Origin of the sequence: Pseudomonas sp. Pse79, from assembly GCF_024519615.1 — a bacterium.
Taxonomy (GTDB): Bacteria; Pseudomonadota; Gammaproteobacteria; order Pseudomonadales; family Pseudomonadaceae; genus Aquipseudomonas; species Aquipseudomonas veronii.
Window position 1 is genome coordinate 104,514 of sequence record NZ_JALJRR010000009.1, and the last position, 18,065, is coordinate 122,578.

Below are 18,065 nucleotides of genomic sequence, written 5' to 3' on the forward strand. Positions count from 1 at the left end.
GTATCTAACGCCCTGCTTTTCAACGCCCTACCATGGCGCCTGACACTGCAACGTCGGCGAAGGATTTCACGCCGGCAGAATAAAAATCCAGGAGCTAAACAATGCCCGATATGTCCAGCTTACTTGCCTACGCGCTGATCTCACTCGGCATGGTGCTGACGCCCGGGCCGAACATGATTTACCTCATTTCCCGCTCGATTTGCCAGGGACGCATGGCCGGGATGATCTCCCTGGGCGGGGTGGCGTTGGGGTTTATCGTTTACATGCTGTGCGCGGCATTGGGTATCACCGCATTGGTGATGGCGGTTCCCTTGGCGTATGACGCGCTGCGGCTTGGCGGTGCGTTGTACCTGGTCTACCTGGCCTGGCAGGCGGTCAAGCCGGGTGGTCGTTCGCCTTTTCAGGTACGGGACCTGCCCCTGGATAGCCCGCGCAAGCTGTTCATGATGGGCTTTGTGACCAACCTGCTGAATCCTAAAGTCGCGGTGATGTACCTGTCGTTGCTGCCTCAGTTCATCGACCCGAACGGCCACGGCAGTGTGCTGACGCAATCCCTGGTGCTGGGCTTCACGCAGATTTTCATCAGCGTGAGCGTCAACGCAATGATTGCCATGATGGCGGGCTCCATCGCGGTGTTTTTCGTCACCCGGCCCGGTTGGCAGGTGGTGCAGCGCTGGCTGATGGGCTCGGTGCTGATGGGCTTGGCCGTGCGGATGGCGGTTGAAGGGCGGCGCTAACCGGGCATGCGCTTTTGGCCGCGGCGGGCACGCTGATCAGCGATTCACAGGATGTCTTTCAAATAGTCCTTGAGGGTGGTTAGCGGCGTGGGCAGTGCGTCGAGTTGATGGACGTTTTGCACGTCAGTCGCCAACCGCCGCAACTCCCGCCCCAGCACCGTGTGGGCGCCGCCCAGTGCCTCCAGCGCCTGCACCACGCATTCCTCGATCTTGCGTTGAATCGCAGCCAAATCCCGCTGCCGCACCAGTAACCCAAACACTTCCCGCTCGTACCCGTCCATCACCAGATCGTCACGCAAGACCGGGCTGCTGCCGTCGGTCTCGTACACCAGTTTCAGTGCGAAGAGCGCAACCGCTTCCAGCGTCAATTCCATGGTCTCGCTTCCTCGGGGTTTGGTGGGGAGGGCGATGATCACTGTTCTGCGCCGGAAAAAAAAGACCCACGCGTCAGCGCTCCAGGATCAGCTCCACGCGGCGGTTGCGGGCGCGGCCTTCGGCGACGGCGTTGTCGGCCAGGGGCCGGGTGTCGGCGTAGCCGATGGCGGCGAGACGGTTGGGCTGGATGCCGTTGCTTTGCAAGTAGCGGACTACGCTGCCGGCGCGGGCGCCGGAGAGTTCCCAGTTGGAGGGGAAGCGCGAGTTGCGGATGTCTTGAGTATCGGTATGGCCTGCGACGATGATTTTGTGCGGCACGCTGTCGAGTACAGGGATCAGATGGCGCAGCACGGCGAGGCCGCCCAGGCTGAGGTCGGACTGGCCGGAAGGGAACAGGATTTCGCTGCTGATCCGAAAGCTCACGCTGCTGTCGTTGGTGACCACTTCGATGTCATTGCCCAGCTTGTCCAGTGGCAGTTCGTTGAGCAGGTCTTGCGTCGTGGGCTTGGGCGGCTCGGGCTCAACGACAGCGACGGGTTCTGGCTCGGGTTCGGGCTCAGGTTCCACAACGGGGGCCGGCACCTGAGGCACCAGCAACAACGCACCCGGCGGGTCCAGCGTGGTCAGGCGTTTTACGCTGAAAACGGCGGGGCCATTGGACTTGGCACTGTGCCGTGCAAGCTCATGGCTCTTGCCGGCCAACGCCAGCATGGCCATGGTCACCAGCAGCAGCAGGGTCATCATGTCCAGGTAGGTCATCATCCACGTTTCGCCACCGGGGTCTTCGACGGCCGGCGTGCCGCTGGCGATCGCGGCCGCCTGGTTGCGGGTGATGGTCGTCATGCCCGGGTTTTCCACTTCAATGCAATCAGGGCGCGCGCCGGGCGCAACGGTTCGTCGCGCAAGTCGTTCTGGTAATGGGCCACGAACGACTTCAAGGTTTCACGCATCAGCCCTGGGCTGCGTTTGTTGGCCATCATCGCCACGCCCTGCAACACCATGTTCATCACCACCACGCGCTGTTCGGTGCGGCGTTCCAGTTTCACCGCCACCGGTTTGCACAGCAGGTTGGCCAGCAACACGCCGTAGAGCGTGGTCATCAGGCCCACGGCCATTTGTCGGCCGATGGTCACCATGTCGCCGTCGCCCAGCACGAACATCAGGTTCACCAGCCCTACCAGGGTACCGAGCATACCGAAGGCCGGCGCATAGCTGGCCATGACCCGGAACAGCTGGGCCTCGGCATGTTCCTTGGCACGCAGCCGCGCGATACGCCATTGCAGCAGGTCGAGGATGTCGTCCAGCGGTGTCTTGTCGATCACCAGTTGCACGCCGGAGCGCAGGAAAGGGTTTTTCACCCGGTCGAGGACGTCCTCCACCGCGCGCAGGTCGCCGTCGATCCACAGGCGCGACAGGCTCACCAGTTCGTCGATGTCTTCCTGGGTGTATTCGCGCTCGTGACGCACCACGGTCTTGATCAGGCTGAAGACGTGCAGCACTTCGCGCAGCGGGTAGCTGATGAAGGTCGCGGCAAACGTGCCGACCACCACAATACCGAGGGCCGGCAGGTCAATGAACAAGCCGGGTTGTTGCGCGCTGAACATGAGCAGCACCGTCAGCAGTAGCAGGCTGGCGAGCATGCCGATCAGGGTTGAGGGGTTCATGCAGCACTCCTGTTGTGGGCCAAGGCAGGCTTTATAACGCGGTGGGTGCTGATTCAAATCGGCTAATACAGGCACTTTGCGTGGCGAAATCGGACGGCTGCGCAAATTTTTTTGGGGGCTGCCTAAAGACGCCTGATCGGATCGCCGATGTTCGCTTTGTCTGTACGGCAACGGCGGTGATGGCATCAACGCCGGGCCTCTCATCTGTTCAAGCGGCTCACCCACGAAAAGGAACTGCACCATGTCAGTTATCAATACCAACATCACGTCCATGATCGCTCAACAAAACCTGAACTCCTCGGAGAACAGCCTGAGCACCTCGATCGAACGCCTGTCGTCGGGCCTGAAAATCAACAGCGCATCCGATGACGCCGCGGGCCAGGCAATTGCCAACCGCATGACTTCGCAGATCACCGGCCTGTCGCAGGCGAGCAGTAACGCCAGCGACGGCATCTCTCTGGCGCAGACCACCGAAGGCGCGCTGGACCAGGTGAACGACAACCTGCAGCGCATCCGTGAGCTGTCGGTGCAAGCGTCCAACGGCACCAACTCCCAGTCCGACCTGCAATCGATCCAGGACGAGATCACCCAGCGTCTGGACGAGATCGACCGTATCTCCTCGCAAACCGCGTTCAACGGCGTGGACGTGCTGTCCAAAGACCAGACCATCACCATCCAGGTCGGCGCCAACGATGGCGAAACCATCGACATCAAGCTCAGCGAAATCAATGCCAAGACCCTGGGCCTGGACAGCTTCAACGTGAACGGCTACGACACCACCCTGACGGCCAGCACCCTGTCGGATTCCTCGGGCACTGCGATCACGTCGACCAACACCAGCTATGTCGACAAGTCCGGTACCACGGTCACCACCGGCACGCTGTCCGCCGACGCCGACGGCGACTACTTCCTGACCGTGGGCGGCAAGACCTACGCGGCGGAAGTGACCCTGACCACCAGCGGCACTACCACCTCGGCCAGCATCAGCATCGACACCGAAAACGAGGTGACCAAGAAGTCCACCAGCACCCTGACCACCCTCGACAACGCCCTGAACACGGTGGACTCGATGCGTTCGGACCTGGGTGCGGTGCAAAACCGTTTCGACTCGGCGATCACCAACATTTCCACCACGACCACTAACCTGACGTCCGCGCGTTCGGGCATTCAGGACGTGGACTACGCCACCGAAGTGTCAGCCATGACCAGCGCCCAGATCCTGCAACAGGCAGGTACGTCGGTATTGGCCCAAGCCAACTCCATGCCGGAGCAAATGCTGTCGCTGCTGCAATAATCGCGACGGTGCGGTACGAAGGGGGCCAGCGCACGCTGAGCCCCTTTTTTGTGCGCGTTCGCTGCACAATCTTTGGTAATCGTGGCATTGAGGTGGGTTTATCCGGGCTTTGGTGGGGAGGGTGGCGCGATAGCATTTCGCCTAGTATCTCTCTGCACAAGGCTGCTCCTGAATGCCAAGATCCCCGCGCCACGGCGCGCCCAGCCATATTGCTGCCCATACGCTTGCCCAGGCGCGACGACGCACCGAGCAACGCCCCCGTGACCCACAGGCATGGAAAGACCTGGGCAATCAGCAACTGCACAGCGACCCCGAGCAAGCGCTGGCCAGTTTCGAGCGTGCATTGCAGTTGCTGCCCGATGAGCCTCAGGCATTGGAGTGGGTGGCCAAGGCCGCGCAAAAGCTCGGCCAGGCGGATCGTGCCCTTGAACTCGTCCACAAGGCGCTGGGCATCGACCCGGATTTCGCCGTCGGACATCACCGCCTGGCCACGCTGTATTTTGAGAAAGGCCAGTTCGCCAACGCCCTGTCGCATATCGATCAGGCACTGGCGTTGGCGCCCCATGACTGTCATATGCTCTCGCGCAAAGGCTTGATCCTCAATCGCCTGGAACGCCATGGCGAAGCCATCAAGGTGTTCGACAAGCTGATCGAACGCGAACCCGGGGATTACAGCCACTGGAACAACGCGGCCAACCTGTACAAGGACATCGGCCAACTGGCCACCGCCGACACCTATTATCAAAAGGCTGTGGCGCTGGCCAAGCGCAAGGACGTGCTGCCGTATTCCAACCGGCTGACCTCGCTGCACTACGACCCCGAGCGCAGCCGCGAGTTTATCTTCGAGGTGTGCAAGGAATGGCAATCGCGCTTTGGCCCCAAAGCCGTGCCGCCGCGCCCCGAAGTGCTCGACCGCGCGCCCGACCGTTGCTTGCGCATCGGCCTGGTATCCGACGGCCTGCGCCAGCACCCGGTGGGCAACATGATCGTGGGCGTGCTGGAAAAACTGCCGCGTCATCAGTTCCAGTTGTTCGCCTACAGCACCAGTCAGGTGTGCGATCACCTGACCCGGCGCATCCAGGCGTCGGTGCAGCAATGGCTGGCGATCAAGCATATGGACGACGTCACGTTGGCCCAGCGCGTCCGCGACGATCGCATCGATATCCTGATTGACCTCTGTGGCCATAATGCCGGCAACCGCATGGGCACCATGGCGTTGCAGCCGGCGCCCTTGCTGGTGAAATGGGTCGGCGGCCTGATCAACACCACCGGGTTGGATGCCATCGATTACCTGCTCACCGACCGCATCGAGTCACCGGAGGGGGAAGACGCGTTCTACACCGAAAAGCTCATCCGCCTGCCCGACGACTACATTTGCTACGACCCGCCGCCCTACACACCGGACATCAAGCCCTTGCCCGCGCTGGCAAACGGCTTTGTCACCTTTGGCTGCTTCAACAACCCGAGCAAGGTCAACGATGTGCTGCTCGGGCGCTGGGCCGAATTGCTGCGGGCCGCACCTGATTCGCGCCTGTTGCTCAAGGGCGGAGCCTTTGGCAATGACGAGTTGCGCGCCCATGTACACGGCATCATGGCTGCCCACGGTATCGCCCGGGAGCGGGTGCTGATCGAAGGGCCGGTGGGGCACAAGACCCTGCTGGAAACCTACAACCGCATCGACATCGCGCTGGACCCTTGGCCTTATTCCGGCGGCCTGACCACCTGCGAAGCCCTGTTGATGGGCGTGCCGGTGGTCACCTTCCCCGGGCCGACCTTTGCCGGGCGCCACTCGGCCACCCACTTGGTCAACGCCGGTCTGCCGGAGTTGGTGGCGCACAGTTGGGCGCACTACCAGCAACGCGTCATTGAATTGGCCAACGACCTGGACAGCCTGGCGCGCATTCGCAGCCACCTGCGCGAGGTACTGATGGGCTCGCCGGTGTGCGACAGCCAGCGTTTCGCCAACCACTTCGGCACCGCCATGCGTGCTATCTGGCAGCGCTACTGCGCGGGCCTGCCGGCTGCCGCCCTGACATTGAACCCGCAAGGGCTGGCCAGGTTCGAGGGGGAGGCCACCGCTGTCGTGCTTCAGCACCCGGCGGCACCGGCCAGGGACGAGGGTTTTGGTTTCAAGTTCCAGGGCAAAGTAGTGACCCTGGACCACGGCGGCACGCTGATCGCATCGGCGCAGTTTGTCGCGCTGCAAAAAATGGCGGCGTTTTCCACGGTGGCCTTTGATCCCGCCAGCCGTATCGACAATGCCCGACAACTGGCGCAACTGGGTGAGTTGCATTACTACCCCCATGCGGCGCTGGGCAATGGCCAGCCCGCCACGCTCTACGCCTGCCTCGATCCGGCCATGAGCGCCACATTGGCACCGCTGGCGGCATCCGCGGTACTGGCCAAACTGGCGGTGCCCACCCTCAAGCTGGATGCGATCAACGGCTTGCCGTCGGTGGACTGGCTGTTGCTCGACAACCTCAACGACAGCCTGGCCGTGATCGAACATGGCCAACGTACCCTCGCCGATACGCTGTTGGTGCAAGCGCGGGTCAACTTCGCGCCGACGCATGATCAGCAGGCCGATGTGGGCTTGATCAGCCGCTGCCTGGCGCGGCGCGGGTTCAGTTTTTACCGGCTCAATAACCTGCAGCACATCAGCCATCCGGCCGAAGGGCAAAGCCTGGATCAATTGCGCGCTTCTCACCTGGTGTGTGCCGATGCGCTGTTTTTGCCGGACGCAACACGTATGGCAGCACTGTCCGATAACCAGCGCCTGAAGCTGGCCTTTTTACTGCACACGGTCTACGCCGCCTTTGATGTGGCGACGCAACTGCTCAACACAATCGATAGCGACCTGGCCGCGCAGTACCTCAAGCACTGCCGGAACCCGAGCGCCATGCCGCAACCGCTCGAACTGCCGCGGGCGCCGATGCAGGCCCCCCAGGTGACCTTTCCGGCAGAAGTGGCCGCCTATGTGAAAAAACTCTACACCCAGGCCTCGGTGATTCTGGAATATGGCAGCGGCGGTTCCACCCTACTGGCCGCCAACATGCCGGACAAAACCGTGATCTCGGTGGAAAACGACGCCCGTTGGGCGCAGGACATGCAAGCCTGGATCGCCAACGCGGTGCTGCCCTCACGGCCGATGATTTACCCGGTGGATGTGGGCGAGACCGGTAAATGGGCACGGCCGAAGAACGCCCGGCACTGGAAGAAATTCCACACCTACCCGCTGAGGGTCTGGGATGAGCCGTTCTTCGAGCAGCCCGATGTAATCCTGATCGATGGGCGATTTCGCATTGCCTGCTTTGTCACCGCGTACCTGCGGGCGACCAAGCCGGTCATCGTGTTGTTCGACGATTATCTGGACCGCCGACACTACCATGTGGTCGAACGGTTGTTGGCCCCGACCGCGTTTGTCGGGCGCATGGCGCGGTTCGATCTGCAGCCGCTGACGCACCTGCCGCGTGAGGAACTGACCTGGCTGATCGCCAGTTTCAATGAAGTGGCTTACGCCGAGGGGGAAGACCTGCCCTGATGCAAGGCAGGCTCGGGAACGCCGTCGATTAAAGGCGGGCGCTGGCGTGCCTGCCCCCACCTTGGATCGTCGGCGCTATTCCTTCATTCTGACCTGCAGTCGCGCGATCGCCTGGGCATGCAATTGACACACGCGTGATTCGCTCACCTCCAGCACCACGCCAATCTCGCGCAGGTTGAGCTTTTCGTGGTGACAGAGCGCAAGCAGCAGGCGTTCACGCGCCGGCAGGGCGTCGATGGCGCGGGTGAGGTTGGCGCGGTTGCGGTCGTTGATCAGTTCGGCAAACGGCGTGCGCAGCCGCGAACTGGAGCCCTCGCTGTGCTCTTCGTCCACATCGTCAAAGGGCAGCATCTGGCTGCCGTTGGTGTCATCGAGCACCTTCTGGTACTGCTCCAGCGTCAGGCCCATGGCCGAAGCGACTTCCCGCTCCCGCGCCGGCCGCCCGAGATTCTGCTCCACGCGGTGCATGGCATCCTCCACCGCCCGCGCGTTACGGCGCACGCTGCGGGGCACCCAATCGCGGGTGCGCAGCTCGTCGATCATCGCCCCGCGAATGCGTTGCGAAGCAAAGGTGGCGAAGGTTGCGCCCACACTCACGTCGTAGCGCGTCATGGCATCGAGCAGGCCGATGCTGCCGGCTTGAATCAAGTCGTCCAGTTCAATATTGGAAGGCAGCCGGGTCTTCAATCCCAGTGCCTGGCGCCGGACCATGGGGAGGTACTGCTGGAGGACTTCCTGCTGGTTAATCTTGCCCTGTGCCGTATACATCGTGCGCGCCTGCGAAAGACAGAAAATCCACGGGATTATTACCGCTCGCCCTGGCCGCTTAAGCGCGGAACAGCTGTACGCCAGGTGACGTGTTCGCCCTTTAAGCCGGGCCGACACCGATGCTATGTGGGGGGCGGCTTGATTGGCGGTGCGCGCAGGTCTCGTCGATCAACAACAATCGTGTCCCCAGATACCGCTGCGCCGCTTCGCGCAAATTGTTGAGCAGGCCGTGTTGGGAAAACCCGCTGTGCAGCGCCAATACCTGCCGGGGGCCATTCTGTTCGCGGAGCTGGCTCAAGGTGTCGAACGTGCGGCGGAAGGCGCCGAGGTCGCTGTCGACCCACACGCCCCAGCGTTCGGGCAGGTCGCGGTGATAGTTATCCACAGCCTGAACGCGCCAGCACGCGGGGTCGCCCACCCAGCGATGACCTTGACGGTGCCAGCGCTCCAGGGTGTTGTGTGCCTGGACAGCCGCCTGCGCCGCGCCGAACAGCATCAAGGTGCGATCCACCACGGGGAGCGGGCGCTGACTGGCCCAATGGCGCAGGCCGGCGGCTTGATCGTGCATGGTCAGAGGCTTTCCGTGATGGCGCAAAAGTGCAGCACGCCTTCGAGGATTTCAGCGGCGTGGCCCCTGGTTTTTTTCGGCAACAGCCCCAATAGTTGGGCACGGGCCTGGAAGGCCCAGTCATCACTGGCATTGCTCAGGAGCACGGCACTGGCGGCGATACCGGCGGCCAGGTACCGCTGCAGTTCGGCGTGCAGGTGCGGGTGCATGTCGAGCAACAGCGTCTTGCCGCGCGCAGCCAAGCTGGCCAGTTCATCATGTTTCAACTGCTGCACGAGGTCGCTGACCTGTTCATGCAACCCATGGGGTTCCCGGGCCAGCCAATAGCGTTGCCCCAAGCGTTGGCCGCTGTGGCTGTCCTGCAGGGTGCCGAACCAGGCGCGAACCGCCCCGTCTTTGAGCACCACCGGCAGATGACTCAAGGTCAACCGCGCAGTGCGGTTGCGGTAGCGCAACTCGCGGAGGCCGAAGGCTTCAGCGTGCCCGGCCAGGTTGCCCAGGCGTTGGCGTTCACCTCGATACACCACGTGCTGGTTGCCCTGGGTCGCGGCGGCTTTCGCCGCTGTAACGGGCGCGCACGGTGCTTGCGCGCTGACAAAGGCGTCCCAGCGCCCGGGTTGCTGCGCCGCCGGTAACGCCATCAGCGGCCAGGCGTCGAGCAATGGGCCGAAGCCGTCGACGTGTGCGACCAGGCTGTCGCGCAATGCCAGCATCGCCTTGCGCTGCCCCACCAACCCGCGCACCAGCGCATTCAGGCGTTGGCTCGTCGGCTTGCCGGGGGCCGAGGCGAACCGCGAAGGCCGGGACGTATCCAGCGCTTGCTGCAAAAAGTTCGAAGCGCCGGGCAGTTGCAAGTCTTCCGGCACTTGCTGGCCCGCCGACAGGTAGTTCAATCGCAAGCCGTGTCGAATCAACGTATCGAGCACCGGGCCCAGCCTGGCAGCCTCGTCGCATTTACTGATGATGCAATCGTCCAGGCAGCAACCGGCGGCATGCGCGGCGTCCCGGTAGGTGTGGACCACTTCATCGAGCGTGTCGCCATGGCTGGCGGCGTTGAGCACCAGCATCAGGCGCAGCGCCCGGCCGCTGGCGCCCAACTGGTTGATTTGGGTGAGCAGGCGTTGGTCGCGCTGGCTCATGCCCACGGTGTCGATGATCACCAGGCGCTTGTCGGCCAGCCTGTCCAGCAGCGGCCCGAGCGCGGCATCCGGCCCCAGGGCGTGCAGTTCAACCCCGAGCAATTGCGCGTAAATGTTCAGTTGTTCGTGGGCGCCGATGCGAAAACTGTCGGTGCTGACCAGCGCCACCGGGCCGGGACCGTGGCGCATGACATAACGCGCCGCCAGCTTGGCGGTGCTGGTGGTCTTGCCCACGCCGGTGGGGCCGACCAGGGCAATGATCGTGGGGGCGCTGAACAGCTCGGCTTCATCGGCCAGTTGGATCAGTTGGCTGTCCAGCCGTTGCGTCAGCCAGGCCTTGAGCCGTGCCGGTGTGGCATCGGGCAGCGGGGGCGGGCTGTGGTCGAGCAGCTCCTGGCTGAGGCTGGCGCTGAAACCGGCGTCGAGCAGCCATTTGAGCAAGGGCGAGGGTTTCCCCCGGCCATCGATCAACTGGCGCATAGTCTGGATTTCACTCAGCAGGCGTTCACTCAACGCGGCGAAATCCGCCGTGGCGGGCGTGGGCGGCGCTTCGGCCAGCGCCAGGATTTCCACCCCGACATCGGTCATGCGGCTCGACAGGATCAGCGCGTCTTCACCCAGGGCCAGGCGCACCTGGTTCATGGCTTCGCGGCTGTTGGCGCCGATAAATCGTTGAGCGCTCACTTGGGTTTGCCTCCGATCACGTTAGTCATGCGCAGGGTGCGGTCGTCGGGTATTTCGCTCAGGGCAATCACCGTGAGCTGGCGCAGACGCCGCCGCAGGAAACGCGACAACACCGGGCGCAGCTTGTTGGGCACCACCAGCACCGGCGGCTCGGTGCTGTTTTCCTGGCGCTTGAGGGTCAAGGTGGTTTGCTGCATGAGGTTGTCCGCCAGGCTCGGCTCCAGCGCGCCGCCGTTGCCCACCGCCTGCATCAAGACCTGCTCCAGGTTGAAGTCCAGGCCGATGACTTTCAGTTCGGTTTTGTTGCCAAACAGCTGATTGACGATGGAGCGTCCCAAGGCCACGCGCACGACAGCCGTCAGCTCTTGCACATCCGGCGGTTGTTGCACGCCACCGTGTTCGGCCAGGGCGTCGAGGATGGTCCGCATGTCGCGGATCGAGACGTTTTCTTCGAGCAGGTTCTGCAGCACGCGCTGTAACACCGTCAGCGACACCAGCTTGGGCACCACTTCGTCGACCAGGCCCTTGCTGTCGGGGCCGAGCTTGTCCAGCAGCTTCTGCACTTCGCCACGGCCCAGCATGTCCTTGGCGTGCTGATGCAGCAGGTGGTTGAGGTGCGTGGCGGTCACGGTGCTGGCGTCGACCACGGTGTAGCCATAGATCTGCCCGTGCTCGCGCAGGTTCGGTTCGATCCAGATCGCCGGCAACCCGAACGCCGGGTCCACCGCCGCCGTGCCTTCCAGCTCATGGGTGACCTTGCCGGGGTTGATCGCCAGCCACTTGCCGGGGAACACTTCGCCGCGGCCGATTTCCACGCCCTTGAGGCTGATGATGTAGGTGTTGGCGGCCAGTTCCAACTTGTCGCGCACATGCACCACCGGCGGCAGAAAGCCCACGTCCTGGGCGAATTTTTTGCGCAGGCTTTTGATCCGGGTGATCAGCTCGCCTTGCTGGCGCGCATCCACCAGTTGGATCAGGCGATGGCCGACGCGCAGACTCAGGGTGTCGACCAAGTGCACATCGTCCCAGGAGGCTTCGCTGCTTTGCGAGGCGGATTTGGGCAGCAGGGTCTGCACCGGTGAGCCCTCCGGGGCCAGTTCCTCCTGTTTGGAGAACCACCAGCCCAGCCCGGCCAGCAGCCCGGTAAGGATCAGGAACACCAGGTTGGGCATGCCCGGCACCAGCCCGAGCAGGCCCATCACGCCTGCGGTCATCATCAGCACTTTCGGGCGGCTGAACAGCTGGCCCATCATCTGTTGGCCGACGTCCTGTTCGGTGTTCACGCGCGACACCGTGACACCGGCGGCAATCGAAATCACCAGGCCGGGAATCTGCGCCACCAGACCGTCGCCGATGGTCAGCATGGTGTAAGTGTGGGCTGCGTCGGAGAAGGCCATGCCGTGTTGCAGGATGCCGATGGCGAGGCCGCCGATGATGCACACGCCCATGATCACCAGCCCGGCCACGGCGTCACCGCGCACGAACTTGCTGGCGCCGTCCATGGAGCCGAAGAAGTCCGCTTCCTGGGCGACTTCCTTGCGCCGCTGGCGGGCTTGCGGTTCGCCGATCAGACCGGCGTTGAGGTCGGCGTCGATCGCCATCTGCTTGCCGGGCATCGAGTCGAGGGTGAAGCGTGCGCCGACTTCGGCGATACGCCCGGCACCCTTGGTGATCACCATGAAGTTGATGGTCACCAGGATCAGGAACAACGCCAGGCCCACGGCAAAGTTGCCGCCCACCAGGAACTCGCCGAAGGCTTCGATCACCTTGCCGGCCGCGTCGGGGCCGGTGTGGCCTTCCATCAGGATCACCCGCGTGGACGCCACGTTCAGCGACAGGCGCAGCAAGGTGGTGAACAGCAGCACCGAGGGAAACGCCGAGAAGTCCAGCGGCTTTTCCGTGAGCATGCTGACCATCAACACCATGATCGCCAGGGCGATATTGAAGGTGAACAGCAGGTCGAGGATGAACGTGGGCAGCGGCAGGATCATCATCGACAGGATGAGCACGATCAGCACCGGGCCGGTCATGATCTTGAGGTCGGTGGTGGCCAGCCAGGAGTCGGGGCCGAATAAATCGGTCATGCCTTTCATGCGTTCGGGTCATCCTCAGGTGTCGGGGTACGCGGGCCACGCTGGTCCATGCCTGGCGGTACAGTCAGGTTCACCGGGGTCGGCGGCAGATCGCCGCCGTGTTCACTGACACGCTTGAGGCGGATGGCCCAGGCCACCACCTCAGCGACCACGGTGTACAGCTCGATGGGAATTTCTCGGTCCAGGTCGACGTGGAAATACAGGGCCCGTGCCAGCGGCGGTGCTTCCAGCATCGGCAGGTGATGTTGCGCGGCGATCTCGCGAATGCGCAGCGCCACATCATCCGCGCCCTTGGCCACCACACGGGGCGCGCCGTTCTTTTCTTTCTGGTACGACAAGGCCACCGCAAAGTGGCTGGGGTTGGTGACGATTACGTCGGCCTTGGGCACTTTGCTCATCATGCGGCGCCGCGCGCGGGTCTGTTGCATCTGGCGAATCTTCGCCTTGATATGCGGGTCGCCGTCGGCGTTCTTGTGTTCCTGGCGCTGCTCTTCCTTGGACATGCGCAGGTTCTTGGCGTAAGTCCACAGTTGGTAAGGCACGTCCATGCCCACCACGATGATCAGTGCCGCGACGCACATCGTGCAGGCGCTGGCGGTCAGGCTCAGCATGGCGGCCAGGGCTTTGGGCGCGGGCATGTGCGGCAAGTTGAGCAACTGCTCGATATGGCTGCGCAGAAAGAAGTAGATCACCGTACCGATCAGGCTGGCCTTGGCGATGGCCTTTGCCAACTCCACCAGCACCTGCACTGAGAACAAGCGCGCCAGCCCGCTCATGGGGTTGACCCGGGAAAACTGCGGGCGCACGGCCTTCAGGGTGATCACCAGCCCACCCAGCAGGGCCGGCGCGGCGAGGGCGGCGAAGGTCGTCAGGGCAAAGAACGGCGCCAAGGTCAGCAGCGCGGTCTGGCTCAATGTCCACAGCGTACTGAGCATGCGTGCGGTGTCGAACAGCTGTGCGCGGTCGAACAACAGCGCCTGTTCCATCACCTGGCCAAGGTTGTCATAGAGGGTGCCGCCCATCAGCCACAGCCCGCCAATGCCGGCCAGCAGCATGACGAAGGTGTTCATTTCACGGGAACGTGCAACCTGGCCTTCTTCGCGGGCCTTTTCGATCCGTCGCGGCGTTGCCGCTTCGGTCTTGTCTTCTCTGCTGGTCTCGGCCATGGCTCTCCGGGCGCCTGCGGCAACCCGCGCGACCTGTCAAAGCCGCTATTGTGTGCAGGCGCCCGGGCCGCCGATCGCACGAACACCCGGCACAATCGCGCGTTAATGAGCGGATGGTTCCTCTGGCGCGTATTCATCCTGGGACAGGATGCGTTCGGCCACGCGGTTGTCGAGCACGATGATTTCGATGCGGCGATTGGCGGCATCGTAGGGGCCGGCGCCGTGGAAGCGGATGCGGTCGGCCATGCCGGAAACGCGCAGCAGCTTGTTGGAGTCCAGGCCGCCGGCCACCAGCTCCTGGCGCGAGGCCTTGGCGCGGTCGGCGGACAGGTCCCAATTGTTGTAGCCGGCATCGCCGCCGGGGTAGGGGTGGCTGTCGGTATGCCCGCTGATTTGAATGCGGTTGGGCAATTCGTTGAGCACCGGGGCGAACGTCTTGAGCAGCTTGCTCAGGTACGGCGCGACGTTGGCACTGCCCAGCTCGAACATCGGGCGCTTGTCGGTATCGATCAACTGCACGCGCAGGCCTTCGGGGCTCAGTTCTATCGCGATCTGCTGCTTGAGTTCGCGCAATTGCGGGTCGCGATCCACGGCGTTGTTCAGCCGCTGCTTGAGGGATTCCAGGTGACGCCGCTCATCACCGGAAAGCGGCGAAGGGCGCGTCGTCTGGCGCGCGCGCTCGCCTTCGGAGAAGCGTTGGTCAGGCCCGCCGCCGGGGATCGCGCTGGTGCTGGACGTGCTGCGATCGCCTTTGCTCATGGCCACCAACAACGGCGTGCTGAAGTACTCGGCAATCGCGTCCTTGTCGTTTTTGCTGGCATTGGACAGTACCCACAGCACCAGGAACAGTGCCATCAGCGCGGTCATGAAGTCGGCGAAGGCGATCTTCCAGGCGCCGCCATGGTGGGCGTGCCGGGCGGCTTTTTTACGCCGGATGATGATCGGTTGATCGCTCATGCTCAGTCGATTCCCGGCTGGCCGCTGCCGCTGCGCACATAAGTTTCCAGCTCAAGGGCACCAGGGCGTTCGCTGGTGTGCAGCGCCTTGCGGCCGAACTCCACGGCCAACTGCGGCGGCATGCCCTGCACGCTGGCCAGCAGCGTGACGCGGATGCATTGCAGCATCTTGGCGGATTCGGCGGCTTGCCGGTCGATGCGGCTGGCCAGGGGGGCGACCAACCCATAGGCCAGGTAAATGCCCAGGAACGTACCGACCAAGGCATGAGCGATCATCTGGCCCATCAAGTCCGGGCCGACGTTTACCGCGCTCAAGGCTTTGACCACACCCATCACCGCCGCGACGATGCCGAAGGCCGGCAGGGCGTCGCTGACTTTGTAGAGGGCATCGGCAGGCAAGTGGGCTTCGTGTTCGAAGCCTTCGATCTCGTGCAGCATCAGCTCGTCAAGTTCATGGGCCTGCATGGCGCTGCTGACCAACAGGCGCAGGTAATCGGTGATGAACAGGATGATCAGCGGGTCAGCGATCAGTCGTGGGTATTGGGCGAAAATCGGGCTTTGCGCGGGTTCTTCGATATCCCGTTCCAGGGCGAGCATGCCTTCGCGGCGGGCCTTGCTCAGCAAGGCATAGAGCATGGCCATCAATTCCAGGTACAAGGTTTTGTCGTATTTGGCGCTGCGCTTGAAACGTGACACGGCGGTGAGCGTGGCCCGGATGGCCTTGTCGTTATTGGCGGCAATGAACGCACCGACACCGGCCCCGGCAATCATCAGTAACTCGGTGGGTTGATACAGCGGGCCAAGGGCGCCGCCGGACAGGACAAAGCCACCGAACACCGATAACAGTACAACGATAAGCCCGGATACGATGAGCACGTGGTCGTTCCTTAGATTCAAGCAATGGATGACTTGCTGAATATCGGCAATGGCGAGGGACGAATTGAGGGGGTTTTTGCAGACGGTGAAATTGAAAACGCCACAGATCCAATGTGGAAGGGGGCTTGCCCCGATGGGGGTGGATCAGCCAAACAATGACTGACTGACACTCCCTCATCGGGGGCAAGCCCCCTCCCACATTGGATTGGGTTTACAGCTCAAGGGCTGGGCAGGTTGTCGACCCGGTAATGCATGAAGGGTATTGAAGATGTCCCTGTTCAAATACCTCTAAAGAACAACCGGATCAAATGTGGGAGGGGGCTTGCCCCCGATGGGGGGGATCAGCCAAACAATGACTGACTGACACTCCCTCATCGGGGGCGAGCCCCCTCCCACATTGGATTGGGTTTACAGCTCAAGGGCTGGGCAGGTTGTCGACCCGGTAATGCATGAAGGGTATTGAAGATGTCCCTGTTCAAATACCTCTAAAGAACAACCGGATCAAATGTGGGAGGGGGCTTGCCCCCGATGGGGGGATCAGCCAAACAATGACTGACTGACAGTCCCTCATCAGGAGCAAGCCCCCTCCCACATTTGATCCGGTTCGACTTAAGCCTTGCGTATCAGCAGTTGTGCGTCGATATCCCGGCGCTTCAAGGTCTTGCCCGCCCGCGAAGGCGGCTGGCAAATCCCACACACATACTGCTGCGCCGGTGCGTGTGAATGGGCGACGAATTCGCCGGAGCAGCACGAGCAGCGGATCAGTTCAAGCATGTCGCTTTCAAAAAAACGCACCAGGGTCCAGGCGCGGGTAAGTCCCAGCACCAGTTCTCCTTCCTGGTCACCCACCTGTTCCAGGTACAGGCGATAGGCTTTGACGAAGGCGTCGATACGGTGCCCACTGATTTCCATCAAGCTGCGATAGATACCGTAGAACAGCGACGAGTGAATGTTCGGCAGCCATGTCACGAACCAGTCGGTGGAGAAGGGCAGCATGCCTTTGGGGGGTGAGGCGCCGCGAACTTCCTTGTAGAGCCGGATCAATCGACCTCGGCTCAGCGACGTTTCCGTTTCCAGCACCTGCAGCCGTGCGCCCAGTTCAATCAGTTCGATTGCCAGTTGCACTTGCTGCATTTCGGTGACAAGGCTTTTGTCTGACATGGATCAGCCTTCCCCGATGCGCAAATCGCCCGTGCGGTCGGCGGCGGCCATCAGCAGTGCGGAATGAATTTCCACCATGCCCAGTTCGCGCGCGTTACCCAGCACCCGGGATAGCCGATCGGTCTCTTCGAACACCGGACGACAAATCAACTGGTTGACTCGCGCCAGTTGGGTCATTTGCTTGCTGCTGAGTTTGGTCAGCAGGTCAGCCATTTGTTCGCTGAGTTTCAGGCGAAAAATCGCGATCTCACGGTCTTTGCGCAATAGGTTTTGGGCCAGTAATAAATACGAAAGATTCAGGTCCTGGATGTCTTCAAGCTCAGTGTTGGTATTTGGCAACTTTCCACCCCTCCCGTTGGGTACTACAGTTCGGCACACCTAATGGCGCGACCTCTGGCAGACAGTGCTGCAAATCGACAAGTACTAAAGTCAGGCTTTTATAGTTGTACAACGAATGCCTGGTTGTAGCGCTACTCGGTTATCCATGCTCCCGGCCATGTGCTCACAGGCCGTGAATACCGAATTTTTTAATTTTTTCTAAAGTATCAAGTAATTTGTACGATAACAGACTGAGGAATGTTATTTCTTGTCTGTTTTCAGTACTTTACTGTACATAGTCGATAGTTTCATAATTATGTGTCTCGCGTAGATACAGCGTGTAAGTATTTGTTATTTTTTTCGATACAAATAATGGCTTATTGGTATCACTTGGTTGGATGAGGCTCGGTAGGCCGTGTTTAAATTGCTCTTTTTGCGGTTGATCTGCATCAACTCGCCCAAATCATTTTGTCGCGCATGCAAAAACCAATTTACTTGTTCTTCCAGCGCCAGGATCTGGCTGAGTAGTTCAAGCTTGTATTGCTGACCGCTTGCATCAAGATCAACTTGGTCCTGCGCGCGGCGTAAGTAAGCGGCGTCGATCAGCCCCTGGGACTTCAACGCGAAGATGCCGTCCCAATCGGCTTTTTTGGCGTATTCGAGCAGGCGTTGGGATTGTTCGAGCAGTTGTTCATAAGCGGCGATCAGTTGTGCTTGCATCATGT

The 18,065-nt window shown here is 61.9% G+C and carries 16 protein-coding genes; 3 read left to right on the top strand and 13 right to left on the bottom strand.

Annotation, left to right across the window (positions count from 1 at the left end):
* The first annotated feature begins 101 nt into the window (after window positions 1-101).
* Window positions 102-737, top strand: a complete 636-nt coding sequence (locus NR164_RS13830; RefSeq protein ID WP_046382117.1) for a LysE family translocator — start codon at window positions 102-104, stop codon at window positions 735-737.
* A gap of 44 nt (window positions 738-781) precedes the next feature.
* On the opposite strand, the gene NR164_RS13835 is transcribed toward NR164_RS13830, so the two are convergent.
* From NR164_RS13835 to NR164_RS13845, 3 genes are all read right to left on the bottom strand, one after another.
* Window positions 782-1,111: a hypothetical protein gene (locus NR164_RS13835; RefSeq protein WP_169881805.1), complete on the bottom strand. Its 330-nt coding sequence runs from the start codon at window positions 1,109-1,111 to the stop codon at window positions 782-784.
* A 73-nt stretch (window positions 1,112-1,184) separates the two neighbouring features.
* Entirely contained in the window at window positions 1,185-1,955 is a 771-nt protein-coding gene (locus tag NR164_RS13840; RefSeq protein WP_256822859.1) for an OmpA family protein, read from the bottom strand.
* On the bottom strand, window positions 1,952-2,776 hold the full coding sequence (locus NR164_RS13845; RefSeq protein ID WP_046382118.1) for a motility protein A: 825 nt from the start codon (window positions 2,774-2,776) through the stop codon (window positions 1,952-1,954). Before NR164_RS13845 ends, NR164_RS13840 begins: the two co-directional genes overlap by 4 nt.
* Window positions 2,777-3,017: 241 nt before the next feature.
* Here NR164_RS13845 and NR164_RS13850 point away from each other — a divergent pair, with 241 nt between their 5' ends.
* Together NR164_RS13850 and NR164_RS13855 are read left to right on the top strand one after the other, a co-directional pair.
* Window positions 3,018-4,070, top strand: a complete 1,053-nt coding sequence (locus NR164_RS13850) for a FliC/FljB family flagellin (RefSeq protein WP_079444666.1) — start codon at window positions 3,018-3,020, stop codon at window positions 4,068-4,070.
* A gap of 172 nt (window positions 4,071-4,242) precedes the next feature.
* Complete coding sequence (locus NR164_RS13855) at window positions 4,243-7,611, top strand: tetratricopeptide repeat protein (RefSeq protein WP_256822860.1); 3,369 nt, start codon at window positions 4,243-4,245, stop codon at window positions 7,609-7,611.
* A gap of 75 nt (window positions 7,612-7,686) precedes the next feature.
* Here NR164_RS13855 and NR164_RS13860 read toward each other — a convergent pair whose 3' ends face one another.
* The 10 genes from NR164_RS13860 to fliT all read right to left on the bottom strand — a co-directional run bounded on the left by NR164_RS13860 (window position 7,687) and on the right by fliT (window position 18,063).
* Window positions 7,687-8,379, bottom strand: coding sequence for an RNA polymerase sigma factor FliA (locus NR164_RS13860; protein ID WP_046382120.1), 693 nt, complete (start codon window positions 8,377-8,379; stop codon window positions 7,687-7,689).
* Between the two features lie 100 nt (window positions 8,380-8,479).
* Window positions 8,480-8,947: a hypothetical protein gene (locus tag NR164_RS13865; RefSeq protein WP_256822861.1), complete on the bottom strand. Its 468-nt coding sequence runs from the start codon at window positions 8,945-8,947 to the stop codon at window positions 8,480-8,482.
* Window positions 8,948-8,949: 2 nt separating this feature from the next.
* On the bottom strand, window positions 8,950-10,770 hold the full coding sequence (locus NR164_RS13870; protein ID WP_256822862.1) for a flagellar biosynthesis protein FlhF: 1,821 nt from the start codon (window positions 10,768-10,770) through the stop codon (window positions 8,950-8,952).
* Complete coding sequence (gene flhA / locus NR164_RS13875; RefSeq protein WP_079444662.1) at window positions 10,767-12,863, bottom strand: flagellar biosynthesis protein FlhA; 2,097 nt, start codon at window positions 12,861-12,863, stop codon at window positions 10,767-10,769. The genes NR164_RS13870 and flhA overlap by 4 nt, the downstream gene beginning before the upstream one ends.
* Entirely contained in the window at window positions 12,860-14,029 is a 1,170-nt protein-coding gene (gene flhB / locus NR164_RS13880; RefSeq protein ID WP_046382124.1) for a flagellar biosynthesis protein FlhB, read from the bottom strand. The genes flhA and flhB overlap by 4 nt, the downstream gene beginning before the upstream one ends.
* 102 nt (window positions 14,030-14,131) lie before the next feature.
* Entirely contained in the window at window positions 14,132-14,986 is an 855-nt protein-coding gene (motB, locus tag NR164_RS13885; protein WP_046382125.1) for a flagellar motor protein MotB, read from the bottom strand.
* Window positions 14,987-14,988: 2 nt separating this feature from the next.
* Window positions 14,989-15,861 carry a flagellar motor stator protein MotA gene (gene motA, locus NR164_RS13890; RefSeq protein ID WP_256822863.1) on the bottom strand — a complete coding sequence of 291 codons (873 nt, stop codon included), beginning with the start codon at window positions 15,859-15,861 and terminating at the stop codon, window positions 14,989-14,991.
* Between the two features lie 609 nt (window positions 15,862-16,470).
* Window positions 16,471-17,022 carry a flagellar transcriptional regulator FlhC gene (flhC, locus tag NR164_RS13895; protein WP_046382127.1) on the bottom strand — a complete coding sequence of 184 codons (552 nt, stop codon included), beginning with the start codon at window positions 17,020-17,022 and terminating at the stop codon, window positions 16,471-16,473.
* Window positions 17,023-17,025: 3 nt separating this feature from the next.
* Entirely contained in the window at window positions 17,026-17,361 is a 336-nt protein-coding gene (gene flhD, locus NR164_RS13900; RefSeq protein WP_046382128.1) for a flagellar transcriptional regulator FlhD, read from the bottom strand.
* Window positions 17,362-17,691: 330 nt separating this feature from the next.
* The gene (fliT, locus tag NR164_RS13905) at window positions 17,692-18,063 is read right to left on the bottom strand and encodes a flagellar protein FliT (RefSeq protein ID WP_046382129.1); all 372 of its coding nucleotides are present in this window, start codon (window positions 18,061-18,063) and stop codon (window positions 17,692-17,694) included.
* Window positions 18,064-18,065 lie beyond the last annotated feature (2 nt).